Here is a 12,091-nt window from a genome sequence, read left to right on the forward strand (position 1 = left end):
CTGCATGAGCCGCACCCGGCTGCTCTTCGCCCCCGGCGATCTCCGCGGCGCCGACAGCGTCGACGATGCGGCGCTCGTCGGGGCGATCGGCGAGGTCGAGAGCGCGTGGGTGACCGCGCAGGCGGCAGCCGGCCTCGTCTCCGCGGACACGCGGACTGCGGTCACCGGGGCCGTCGACGCCGTGACGTGGGAGCTCCAGGCCGATGCGGAAGCGCTGGCAGGGCTTGCTGCGGACGCCGAATCAGGCGGCAATCCCGTCATCCCGTTCCTCACCCGAGTGCGCGCCCGCCTCACTCCCGAGGCGGGCCGTGCCCTCCACCGGGGGCTGACGAGCCAGGATGTCATGGACTCCGCGCTCGGCCTCCTCGTCACCCGCACGATCGCCGAGACCCGGGCGCGTCTCGACGTCATCACCGAGGCGCTCCGCTCCCTCTCCGAGGCCCATGCCGAAACCCTGTGCCTGGCCCGCACCCTCACCCAGCCGGCGCTGCCGACGACGTTCGGTCTGCGGGTTGCGACGTGGGCGGCGGAGGTCGCCGAGGTCGCCGCTCTCACGCCCCGCAGCGACGCCGTCCAGGTCGGCGGGGCCGCCGGCACGCGTGCGGCGATCCGGGAGTTCGCCGGGGACCGCACAGAGGCGCTGCTGCGGGAGTTCGAGGTCCAGCTGCGCGGACCCGACGCCGCCCTCTCCCCCACCCCCGTTCCCTGGCACACCGACCGGGTCCGCGTCCTGACCTGGGCGACCCATTTCACCCAGTGCGTGGGTGTGGGCTCCTCGATCGCGCGCAACGTCCTCATCGGCACCCGCCCCGAGGTCGGGGAACTCGCCCTCGCCGCGACCGGCGGCTCCTCGGCGATGCCGCAGAAGACCAACCCCACCGTCGCCGTCCTCCTCCACCGCAACGGCATGCGCGCCCCCGGTCTGCTCGCCACGGTCGCGACGACCGGCGCCGAAGCCGTCGAGGAGCGCTCCGACGGCGCCTGGCATGCCGAATGGCCGGCCCTGTCCGCGCTCATGGTCCTCGCCCTGTCCTCCCTGGCCCTCCTCGAGGAGATGGTCACCGGACTGAGCGCCCGCCCCGAGGCGATGCGCCGCAACCTCGACGCCGCCGGTCCCGGCATCTACGGCGAGAAGCTCACGATCGTCTTCGGCGACCGCCTGTCGAAGGACGCGATCACGGAGATCCTCTCCGGTTCCGGTGACCCCGCCGAGCGCCTCGGCGCCGCCCTCGCCGCGACCCCCGGGCCGGTGCCCGACCCCGCGGAGCTGGAGGGATTCTTCGCACCGTCGTCCTACCTCGGCGAGGCCGAGGGCATCCGGGAGACGATCATCCGCACGACCGACCCGACCACCCCCTGACGAAAGCGACCACCGTGGAACTCACCGCCTCAGTCCTCACGACCCCGACCGCCCCCGTTGCCCGGGTCGTCATCGCCCTGCCCTCGCTCGGCACCTCGGTGGGCGCGCTGTGGCAGCAGGCGGCGAGCGCCCTGGCCGACATCGCCCCCGACACCGCGGTCATCGGCATCGACCTGCCCGGTCACGGCCGCTCCCCCGCCCTCGACGTGGGGGCAGGCGCGTCGCGCTCGGAGGTTCCCCGGGTGTCGATGGCCGATCTCGCCGAGGCGGTGCTCACGACGGTCGACCGTGTCCTTCCCGATGTCGGCGGCGACTCGGAGGTGGCCGTGTCGCTGGCCGGGGACTCGATCGGCGGCGCCATCGCCCTCCAGCTCGCCCTCGATCATCCGGAGCGGTTCGAGAGGGCGGCGGTGTTCTGCACCGGGGCGAAGATCGGCGAAGCCCAGGGCTGGGAGGAGCGCGCGGAGACCGTCGCGATCTCCGGAACCCCGACGCAGGTCATCGGATCGGCCGAACGGTGGTTCGGCCCCGGATTCATGGAACGCGAACCCGAGGCCTCGGCGGCGCTTCTCCATTCCCTCCAGGATGCCGACCGGTTCTCCTACGCCGCGCTCTGCTACACGCTCGCCGACTTCGACATCCGGGGGCGCCTGTCCGAGATCGGCCTGCCGCTGCTCGCCGTCGCCGGTGAGCACGACACTCCGACCCCGCCGACGAAGCTCGCCGAGATCGCCAATGCCGTCCCCGGTGCTCTCCTCGAGATCATCGAGGGCGCCGCGCACCTCGTGCCGATCGAGGCACCCGTCGTCACCGCGGGACTCCTCTCCGACTTCCTCGCCGGCCGCGGCACGAGCGGGACAGCGACCGGGGCGGCTGCCGATGTGCCCCGGCCGACGGCCGCGGGCCCGCGGGACGCCGACCGCGACGCCGTGTGGGAGGCGGGGATGGGAGTGCGCCGCGAGGTCCTCTCCGATGCCCACGTCGACCGGGCGAACGCCGCGATCACGGACTTCACCGCCGACTTCCAAGACCTCATCACCCGCTTCGCGTGGGGTGAGATCTGGACGCGTCCGGGCCTCGACCGGAGGATGCGCTCGGCGATCACGCTCACGGCGATGATCGCCGGCGGACACGAGGCGGAGCTGAAGATGCACGTCAAGGCCGCGCTGCGCAACGGGCTCAGCCGCGACGAGATCAAGGAGATCCTCCTCCAGTCCGCGATCTACTGCTCGGTGCCCTCGGCCAACACCGCCTTCGCCGTCGCCGCCGAGGCCCTCGCCGAGGTCGACGCCGACGGACTCGACTGACACGAAGCGCTCAGGCGCCGTCCTTGGCCGCGCCGTCCTTGGCAGCACCGTCCGTGGTCGCGCCGTCCGTGGCCGCGACCTCGAGGTACTGGGCTGAGAGCATCCGGTAGGCGCGCGTGCCGAAGGCGGCGAGAGCGAGGACGATCGAGACGATGCCCGTCCACAGGAAGACGAGCGCGATGCCGCGCACGTCTCCCTCGCCGAGCAGCCAGCCCCAGCGGTCGGCGCCCGCATCGGTGCGCATGTACGGGATGACCCAGAACTCCGCGATCGGGGCGATGAGGAACGCGGTGATCGGCGCCGAGGCCGCCTCGAAGGTCATGGCGAAGCCGAACACGCGACCCTGCTGACGGAACGGCACGACCCGCTGGATGACCGTCTGCTCGGCGGCCTCGATGACCGGCAGCATGAGGAAGAAGCCCCACAGCCCGAGGCCGTAGAGGAGCCACGACTCGCGCAGCGCGAAGACCGCGCCGAGCAGTCCGATGAGGCAGCAGAAGAGGAGCATCGTGCGGATCGGGTTGCGCCCGAGACCGAACTTCGCGACGAGTCCGCCGCCGATCATGAACCCGGTCGAGACCACGGCCAGGGCGATGCCCCAGGCCTGAGCGGACCCGAAGACCTCGATCCCGTAGGGGTCGGTGAGCGCCATGTAGACGCCGCCGACGAGGTTGTTGAGCGTCGTGAAGAGCACGAGCGCGAAGAGCCCGGGGGCGGCGAGGACCGCGGCGAGGCCGCCGCGGATGTCGACCCAGCCCGGCTGTCCCGCGGAGGCGACGATGACCGGCTCCGGGATCCGCAGGGTGAGGAGGTGGAGGAGGGAGAGGCCGATGAGGACGACGGCGATGGCGATCGACCAGCCCATCCCGAGGAACCCGACGGCGAGTCCGCTGAAGACGCTCGTGACGAGGAAGCCGAGGCCCTGGACCGTGCCGACGAGCCCGTTCGCATTGGCGCGCTTGGGCCCGGGCACGAGCAGGGACACGGTCGTCGACAGGGCGATGCCGCGCAGCTGCTCGACGACGGCCCCGGCGAGCATGACGAGGCTGAAGACCCAGAACCACGGTCCGCCGATGTCGAGGAGGATCGCATTCGGCACCGCCAGGTAGATGAGCCCGGTGACGGTGAAGAGGACGAGCGTGCCGGCCGTGGCGACGACCATGACCCGAAGCTTGCGGAACCGGTCGACGACGGTGCCGAAGAACATCGAGAAGAGAGCGACGAGGAGCATGTACGCCCCGCCGATGACCCCGGTGGCGAGCACCGATCGGGTCTCGAGGTAGACCCAGAAGGTCAGGGCGAACCAGAGGAAGCTCGTCGTGACGTTGGCGATGGCAGTGTTGACGAGGACATGGAGGAACGTCCGCTGCCCGCCCGGCGGCGGTTCGGGGTCAGCCGCATGGGGATCGTCGCTCATCTCCGTCATGTCTCTCACAGTAGCCCGACGCACTGACATGGGACCGATCACATTGTGACGGCGCGGACTACCGGTGCCCGGTCGCGGGCACTAGGCTGGTGCGGTTGCCGCGGCCGCCCTGCCGTCGGTGAGAATCCGCACCCCATCCCAGAGGACAGCCATGAGCGATGCGCCCGTGCCCCGCCGGACCTACAAATTCGCCGTCTTCGCCCTCGCGATCGGCGCGTTCGGGATCGGCGTCACCGAGTTCGCCACGATGGGTCTCCTCCCGCAGATCGCCGCCGAGCTGCGCATCACCGTCCCGCAGGCCGGGCATGCGGTGTCCCTCTACGCCCTCGGCGTCGTCGTCGGCGCCCCGCTCATCACGACGATCGCCGCGCACATGGACCGCAAGCTCCTGCTCCTGTGCCTCATGGGACTCTTCGCCCTCGGCAATGTCGCCTCGATGCTCGCGCCGAATGCGGCGCTGTTCAACATCGCCCGCTTCGTCAGCGGCCTCCCCCACGGCGCCTACCTCGGCATCGGCGCGATCGTCGCGGCCTCGCTCGTGCCGGTGGGCCGCCGCGGCCGGGCGATGGCGAGGGTCATGCTCGGTCTGACGATCGCGAACATCGTCGGCGTGCCCGTCGCCGCGGCCCTCGGCAACGCCTTCGGCTGGCGCAGCGCCTATGCGCTCGTCGCCGCGCTCGGCATCCTCACCGTCATCATGGTCGCCATCGCAGTGCCCACGGTGAGACTCTCCCAAGCACCCTCGGCCCGCGGGGAGATCAAGGCGCTGGCGCGGCCGCAGATCATCCTCACGCTGCTCGCCGGTTCGATCGGCTTCGGCGGCATGTTCGCCGTCTACACCTACATCACCCCGACGATGACCGAGGTCGCCCATGTCCCGGAGACCGCGATCCCGTGGGTGCTCGCCGTCTACGGTCTCGGCATGACGGCGGGTTCGCTCATCGCCGGTCCGCTCGTCGACAAGTCGATCGAACGGTCGGGAACCGGCGGCATGATCCTCTCCGCCCTCGTCCTCGCCGCGTTCGGGGCGTTCACGGAGAACGCCGCGGTCGCGATCGTCGCGCTCTTCTTCATCGGCATCGCAGGGTCCATGATCACGACCTCTCTGCAGATGCGGCTGCTGCGCGATTCGACCGACGCCCCGAGTCTCTCGGCGGCGATGAACCACGCGGCGTTCAATCTCGCCAACGCCCTCGGCGCATGGCTCGGCGGCATCGTCATCACCGCCGGTCTCGGCTACCGGGCACCCGCGTGGGTGGGAGTGGGCCTGTGCATCGCCGGCCTCATCGTGCTGACGATCGCGATCGTCCTGCGCCGGAAGGGCCCGGCCGCGTCGTCGAGCCGGACGACGCTCGACCTGTGATCCTCCGCGCCCAGGCCTGCGATCTCAATCCCTGAGACGCAGGCTGTGCGCCTGCTGAGACGAGCGTAGTGTCGGTCCGTCCACACGAGCACGACTGCCCGTCTTCACCACCACAGCGGAGCACAGAGAACATGTCCACCGAAACACAGCCGGACGGCGCGCCCGCGCAGTCCGCCGCCGAGTCCGAGGCGATCGCGGCGACGAGGAAGAACAACACGCGCGGCAAGGTGCTGAGCGCCTCGATGGTCGGCACGACCATCGAGTTCTTCGACTTCTACGCCTACGCGACGGCGTCCTCACTCGTCTTCCCCGCCCTCTTCTTCCCCAACCAGACCTCGACGACGCAGCTGCTGAGCTCGTTCGCGATCTTCGGCGTCGCCTTCGTCGCCCGCCCCGTCGGGTCGATCATCTTCGGTCACTTCGGCGACCGCATCGGCCGGAAGAAGACGCTCATCGCGTCCCTGCTCATCATGGGCATCGGCACGTTCCTCATCGGCCTCCTCCCCACCGCCGAGACCCCCGGCTGGGTCGTCCTCGCCCCGCTCCTCCTCGTCCTCCTCCGCTTCTCCCAGGGCGTGGGCCTCGGCGGCGAATGGTCGGGCGCGGCGCTGCTGGCGACGGAGAACGCCCCCAAGGGCAAGCGCGCGATCTGGGGAACGTTCCCGCAGCTCGGCGCGCCCGTCGGCTTCATCCTCGCCAACCTCCTCTTCGTCGGTCTCAACTCGTGGCTCTCGCCCGAGGCGTTCCTCGCGTGGGGCTGGCGGATCCCGTTCCTCCTCTCGGCCCTCCTCGTCGCCGTCGGTCTCTACGTCCGGCTCTCGCTCATGGAGACCCCGGCGTTCCAGCTCGTCGAGCAGCGCCAGCAGATCTCCCGGGCCCCGATCGGCCGCGTCTTCACCGGCAGCTGGCTGCCGCTGCTGCTCGGCACGTTCATCATGCTCGCGACCTACGTCATCTTCTACTTCATGACCGCGTTCACGCTCACGTACGGCACGTCCCCGGCGACGGTGGAGCAGGCGGAGACCGCCGCCGAGGCGGCCGGCAAGCCCTTCGATCCCGCGGGCTTCGTCGCGGGGCTCGGTTATGAGAAGAACGAGTTCCTCACCTACCTCATCATCGGCGTCGTGTTCTTCGGCATCTTCACCGTCGTCTCCGGACCGCTCGCGGAGAAGCTCGGGCGCCGGAAGATGCTCATGGGCGTCACGGTGCTCATCGCCGTCTACGGGCTCGCCGTCAACGTGCTCTTCAACGCGGGCACCGTCGGCGTCGTCGCCGCCCTCATCATCGGCTTCACCCTCATGGGTCTGACGTTCGGGCCGATGGCCGCGTACCTGCCCGAGCTCTTCCCCGCCAACGTCCGCTACACGGGTTCGGCGGTGTCGTACAACATGGCCAGCGTCATCGGCGCCGGTCCCGCACCGTTCGCGATGGTCGCGCTGTGGCAGGCCGAGGGCGGCACGATCTTCTGGTGCGGCCTCTACATCGTCGCCGCCGCGTTCCTCACGTTCGTCGCGCTCTACTTCGCGAAGGAGACCGCGGACCTCGACATCGAGGCCGAACTGAGCTGAGTCCCGACTCAGCCGAACGCAGAGCTGAACCCAGCAGAGCAGCACCCAGCGCCGAGGCGGACCCGCAGGTCCGCCTCGGCGCTTCGTGCAACGGTTTGGCAACGACCACCTCGGCGAGGGCCGACGAAACATCGATGTGACACAGGACACGGTACGATTCCTCACAGATGCCGCTCAGAATTCGGTTGCTGAGCGGCGCACATGCGTGTGACATCGCCGTCACCGACGATCTGGGAGGATCCATGAAACGACGCTTGACCATGGCCGCCGTGGCCGCTGGCGCTCTCTTCGCCCTGTCCGCATGCGGAGGTGGAGGATCGGGTTCGGAACCGACGGCCGAGGGCGGGGTTCCCCTCGTCAGCGAAGGACAGCTCACCGTCTGCTCCGACATTCCCTATGAGCCGTTCGAGTTCGTCGAGAACGGCGAGAACGTCGGCTTCGACATCGACCTCGCCCAGGGCCTGGCCGACGACCTCGGCGTCGAGCTCAACGTCATCACGACCGCCTTCGAGGCCATCCAGTCCGGGTCGGCGCTCGACACCGCTCAGTGCGACATCGCCCTGTCGGGCATGTCGATCACGGAGGACCGGAAGACGAAGATGGACTTCTCCGCGCCGTACCTCAAGGACAACCTCGGGCTCATGGCGACGAAGGAGTCCGGCATCAAGGGAATCGCCGACGTCAAGGGCAAGGAGGTCGGCGTGCAGCAGGCGACGACCGGTGAGACCTATGCCCAGGACAACGGCGCCACACCCGTCCAGTTCGAGGATTCGGGGCTGATGACCCAGGCGATCCAGACCGGTCAGGTCGATTCGGTCATCGGCAACATCTCCATCATCTCCACCGCCGTCGCCGCTGACGACAACCTCGTCTTCGTCGAGGAGTACGACACCGGCGAGGTCCTCGGCGCCGCGGTGAAGAAGGGCAATCAGCCGATGCTCGACGCCTTCGGCACGACGATGCAGCGCCTCTACTCCGACGGCGCCTACGACGCCGCCGTCGACAAGTGGTTCGGCGACGTCGCCGATGCCGCGCGGATCCCCGAAGCGGATCGGGCGGCGACGACTCCCTGACGCCCAGCCACGAGGCCCGGTCGGCGTGATGCCGGCCGGGCCTCGACAGGTTCCCGTTCACCGACACCGCATGCGGCCCACCCTGCCGGATGCATGAGGGCTCCTCACAACGGGCCCAGAATTCTGGAGGCACTTTGGCTCTCAGCGTGCGCCAGCGCGAGCGAACATCCCGCGGCATCCAATACGGCATCCTCATCGTCGCCGTCCTTCTCGCCGTCTTCCTCGCCGACTGGCAGACGATCTACCTCAAGTTCTTCAATCCCGACGTGATCGCGGCGCAGTTCCCCGAGATCATCACGACTGCGCTCGTCAACACGATCATCTACACGGCGCTCGGGTTCGTGCTCGCGCTGTCGCTCGGGATCCTCCTCGCGCTCATGAAGATCTCGTCGGTCGCTCCCTACCGGTGGATCGCGACGGCCTACATCGAGCTCTTCCGCGGCGTGCCCGCCCTCCTCGTCTTCCTCGCGTTCGGCTACGCGGTGCCCTACGCGTTCGGCATCCGGATGGACACGTATGTCACCGTGATGCTCGCGCTCGGCATCGTCGAGTCCGCCTACATCGCCGAGACGATCCGCGCAGGGCTCCAGGCGGTGCCGAAGGGCCAGTACGAGGCGGCGCGGTCGCTGGGCATGTCCCACACGCGGGCGATGGTCACGATCGTCATCCCGCAGGCGTTCCGCATCATCCTGCCGCCGCTGACGAACGAGATCATCCTCATGACGAAGGATTCCTCGCTCATCTACATCCTCGGACTCACCGCCTCCCAGTACGAGCTGACGAAGTTCGGCAGAGAGGCGATCTCCAATCCGGAGGCGGGGCTGACACCGCTCGTCGTCGCCGGTGTCTGCTATCTCGTCATCACGGTCCCGTTGGGGATCCTCGCCCGGCGCTTCGAGTCGCGCACCGCCAAGATCAAGAAGTAGGACGATATGTCGATTGCATCGAAACCGACCGAGGACATCCACGCCGAAGGGTGCACGATCACCGGCCTGCACAAGTCCTACGACGATGTCGAGGTGCTCAAGGGCATCGATCTCGACGTCAAGCCGGGTCAGGTGGTCTGCCTCATCGGGCCCTCAGGATCCGGGAAGTCGACCCTGCTGCGCTGCGTCAATCTGCTCGAGCAGCCCAACGCCGGGACGATCACCGTCGCGGGCTACGACGCGACGGACCCCGACGTCGAGATCAACAGTCTGCGCCGACACGTGGGCATGGTGTTCCAGGCATTCAACCTCTTCCCGCACCTGACGGTCATGGACAACTGCACGATCTCGCAGCGCCGGGTGCTCAAGAGGGGCAAAGCGGAAGCGGAGCGGATCGCCCTCGACCGTCTCGCACAGGTGGGGTTGGAGGGCTTCGCCGAGCGCTACCCCGATCAGCTCTCCGGCGGCCAGCAGCAGCGCGTCGCGATCGCCCGCGCGCTCGCGATGGACCCCAACCTCATGCTCTTCGACGAACCGACCTCAGCGCTCGACCCGGAGACCGTGGGCGATGTCCTCCAGGTCATGCGTCGCCTCGCCGAGGCGGGGATGACGATGGTCGTCGTCACCCACGAGATGGAGTTCGCCCGCCAGGTCGCCGATCGTGTCGTCTTCATGGACGGCGGGGTCGTCGTCGAGGAGGGCCCCGCCAGGGACGTCATCGGCAATCCGCAGGAGCAGCGGACGAAGGACTTCCTCTCCCGCGTCCTCCACCCGGGACAGCTGGAGTAGCAGACGTGAGCAGCTGGGACCCGACGAGTCAGGGCGTCCTCACGCTGCCGTCGGGTCGATTGGTTCGCGGGCGCTCCCTGGCGCGGTCGAGACGCGCCGCTGCAGATGACCGACCGGAGGCTGCGGACTTCGAGCTCATCCTCCTCGGCAGGCAGCGCGAGTTCGAGTCGGAGACGCATGGTCCCGCGCCGGCGATGGATCTGCGGTGGGTGGCATGGCCCGATTTCGCCCTGCCGAAGGACCGGGACGATGCCGCGGATGCCTTCGTCGAGTGCTGGAGGCGAGCGGAGTTCGAGCGCGTCGGCATCGCCTGCAGCGGTGGGCGCGGGCGCACCGGGACCGCACTGGCGTGTCTGGCGGTCCTCGACGGGGTGCCTCCCGCCGAGGCGGTCGCCTTCGTCCGCACCCACTACGATGTCCGCGCCGTCGAAACCCCGTGGCAGCGCCGCTTCGTCGAGCGATTCGACCTCAATGGCACCGACTGACGCCGAGACCACCACTTAACTCCGAGACCGCCGGTTATAGGTGGCGGTCTCGGTGCGGAGTGGTGATCTCGATGAGGCAAGCGCTTTGAGCTCTGCCTTGATCTCCATGAACGGCTGGGCGCGGAAGAGGTCTCCCCATACGAGGTTGAACACCCGCAGCCCCGAGTTGAGCAGCTTCATGTGACGCTCGTGGTTCTTCGCACTCGCCCGGTCGGGCCCGCCCTCGTTGAGGAAGTACTTGCCCAGCCCGTGGAACTCGACGACGAGCGGCAGAGTCTCGTGTCGGAAGTCGTTGCGGGCGATCCAGGAGCCGCTGGCATCAAACGAGTCGACCTGCGGAATCATGCCGGTGATTCCGAAGCGGTGGAACCTGACCGCGCACAGCGCTTCGCCCGCTGATTCGTGCAGCGGGCTCGCCAGTTCGAGCGCCAGCTGCGCATTCCTGCACCCCCTGCCGCCGAGGCGGATGCCGCTCGTCAGTGACTCCTTCGACACCTTCCCCTCGCGCAGAGCCTGGGAGATGAAGGGGACCGAGACATCGCTCGGATAGTCATGGGCAAGGTCGAGGAGCGTCCGCCTCATCGACGTCACGGGGAGGTCGCCGACGCGGGCACGATCGGCAGATGCGACTTCACGATTCCGGTAGTGGACAGTCGGCTTCCTCTTCCCATACCCGGACCGGATGAGCTCGGCCGCTGTCGTCGTGGGAAACGGCGGATCGAGTCCGTGGATGATGGCTGCCGAGACGTGGGAGAAGAAGCTCCCCGGAAGCAGTTCCCGCGCGTAGGAGCGGATGAGCGTCTTGAGCTGCTCCGTGCTGTCACGGATGTCCCCGAAGGTCTGCGGGTACGGATGCCCCGACGCCTCATGGATCTCGTGGAGGACTTCATGGGCCGTGTTCTCGCATGGCTTCTTGAGCACGAACCAACCGCGCCGAACTCTGCCGATGCACTCGTCGAACGTGTCGGCCCCGACGCCGAGGTCGCGCAACTCACTCGAGCTGAACACAGTGACCATGAACTCACAATAGCCACCAAACAGCTTCAAATGAATGCAAGCACCACATAAAATTTCTGAGCCCCCATCGAGACCACCGCTTCGTGCCGAGACCACCGGTTATAAATGGCGGTCTCGATGCCAAGCGGTGGTCTCGGCAATTCAGCGAGCCACAGCCATGCGCGTCATCGTCACCCCTCCTCGATGGCGCTCATGGGTCTCCTTCCTCATCGAGACCACCACTTAACGCCGAGACCGCCGGGCAGAAGTGGCAGTCTCAGCGCAAAGTGGTGGTCTCGGCAATTCAGCGAGCCACAGCCATCCGCGTCATCGTCACCCCTGAGTCGCCGACCGCGCCCGCGTGGACTTCCTCGAAGCCAGCACGCTCGTAGAGTCCGTGGTTGTTCGGGTTCGTCGTCTCCAGCCATGCGCCCTCTGCACCGAACTCGCGAAGGCCGGCCTCGATGAGTGCCGTCCCGATTCCCTCCCCTCGACGATCGGCAGTCACTGCCAGATCGTGGAGATACGGACCGCTCGGCAGCGCCGAGTCTCCGCGAGCCTCACGCATCCCTTCCGCGAGCGCTCTCAGCTTGTCTCCCAAGAGCAGCCGCGCGATACCGGACGCACTGGGCAGAGTCAGTCCTGGAGAGCCCTTGTCGGGGATGCGCCACACGGCGACACCGACGACCGCGCCCTCATCGACAGCGACATGCCCGGCGCTCCGAGCGGCATAGGATTCGACACTCGGCCAGTAGAAGGTCGCGATCGCGTCAAGGCGTTCACTGGCCTCCCACTACT

General features: G+C 68.3%; 11 protein-coding genes and 1 pseudogene. 9 read left to right on the top strand and 3 right to left on the bottom strand.

Annotated features, from left to right (window positions below):
* Positions 1–4: 4 nt before the first annotated feature.
* From J9315_RS14320 to pcaC, 3 genes and pseudogenes are all read left to right on the top strand, one after another.
* Complete coding sequence (locus J9315_RS14320; RefSeq protein WP_211978130.1) at positions 5–1,360, top strand: lyase family protein; 1,356 nt, start codon at positions 5–7, stop codon at positions 1,358–1,360.
* A 14-nt stretch (positions 1,361–1,374) separates the two neighbouring features.
* Positions 1,375–2,145, top strand: a pseudogene (locus J9315_RS17495) (alpha/beta fold hydrolase); the annotation flags it as partial.
* A 144-nt stretch (positions 2,146–2,289) separates the two neighbouring features.
* Positions 2,290–2,667 (top strand): 4-carboxymuconolactone decarboxylase, encoded by a 378-nt coding sequence (gene pcaC, locus J9315_RS17500; RefSeq protein ID WP_232623894.1) that lies wholly within the window; start codon positions 2,290–2,292, stop codon positions 2,665–2,667.
* 10 nt (positions 2,668–2,677) lie between these two features.
* Here pcaC and J9315_RS14330 read toward each other — a convergent pair whose 3' ends face one another.
* Complete coding sequence (locus J9315_RS14330) at positions 2,678–4,093, bottom strand: MFS transporter (RefSeq protein WP_211978132.1); 1,416 nt, start codon at positions 4,091–4,093, stop codon at positions 2,678–2,680.
* Between the two features lie 151 nt (positions 4,094–4,244).
* On the opposite strand from J9315_RS14330, the gene J9315_RS14335 reads away from it, so the two are divergent.
* The 6 genes from J9315_RS14335 to J9315_RS17505 all read left to right on the top strand — a co-directional run bounded on the left by J9315_RS14335 (position 4,245) and on the right by J9315_RS17505 (position 10,297).
* Complete coding sequence (locus J9315_RS14335; RefSeq protein WP_211978133.1) at positions 4,245–5,456, top strand: MFS transporter; 1,212 nt, start codon at positions 4,245–4,247, stop codon at positions 5,454–5,456.
* A gap of 131 nt (positions 5,457–5,587) precedes the next feature.
* The gene (locus J9315_RS14340) at positions 5,588–7,024 is read left to right on the top strand and encodes an MFS transporter (protein WP_137825180.1); all 1,437 of its coding nucleotides are present in this window, start codon (positions 5,588–5,590) and stop codon (positions 7,022–7,024) included.
* 242 nt (positions 7,025–7,266) lie between these two features.
* Entirely contained in the window at positions 7,267–8,097 is an 831-nt protein-coding gene (locus J9315_RS14345; RefSeq protein WP_137825181.1) for an ABC transporter substrate-binding protein, read from the top strand.
* 134 nt (positions 8,098–8,231) lie between these two features.
* A complete protein-coding gene (locus J9315_RS14350; protein ID WP_198500565.1) occupies positions 8,232–9,023 on the top strand; it encodes an amino acid ABC transporter permease in 792 nt (263 codons plus the stop codon).
* Positions 9,024–9,029: 6 nt separating this feature from the next.
* Positions 9,030–9,812 (top strand): amino acid ABC transporter ATP-binding protein, encoded by a 783-nt coding sequence (locus J9315_RS14355; protein ID WP_211978134.1) that lies wholly within the window; start codon positions 9,030–9,032, stop codon positions 9,810–9,812.
* A gap of 5 nt (positions 9,813–9,817) precedes the next feature.
* On the top strand, positions 9,818–10,297 hold the full coding sequence (locus J9315_RS17505) for a protein-tyrosine phosphatase family protein (RefSeq protein ID WP_249120913.1): 480 nt from the start codon (positions 9,818–9,820) through the stop codon (positions 10,295–10,297).
* 15 nt (positions 10,298–10,312) lie between these two features.
* Here J9315_RS17505 and J9315_RS14365 read toward each other — a convergent pair whose 3' ends face one another.
* Together J9315_RS14365 and J9315_RS14370 are read right to left on the bottom strand one after the other, a co-directional pair.
* Positions 10,313–11,314 carry a hypothetical protein gene (locus J9315_RS14365; RefSeq protein WP_211978135.1) on the bottom strand — a complete coding sequence of 334 codons (1,002 nt, stop codon included), beginning with the start codon at positions 11,312–11,314 and terminating at the stop codon, positions 10,313–10,315.
* Positions 11,315–11,597: 283 nt separating this feature from the next.
* Entirely contained in the window at positions 11,598–12,059 is a 462-nt protein-coding gene (locus J9315_RS14370; protein WP_211979327.1) for a GNAT family N-acetyltransferase, read from the bottom strand.
* Between the last annotated feature and the right edge of the window lie 32 nt (positions 12,060–12,091).

The organism is Brevibacterium sp. W7.2 (assembly GCF_018137945.1).
GTDB classification, from domain to species: domain Bacteria; phylum Actinomycetota; class Actinomycetes; order Actinomycetales; family Brevibacteriaceae; genus Brevibacterium; species Brevibacterium sanguinis.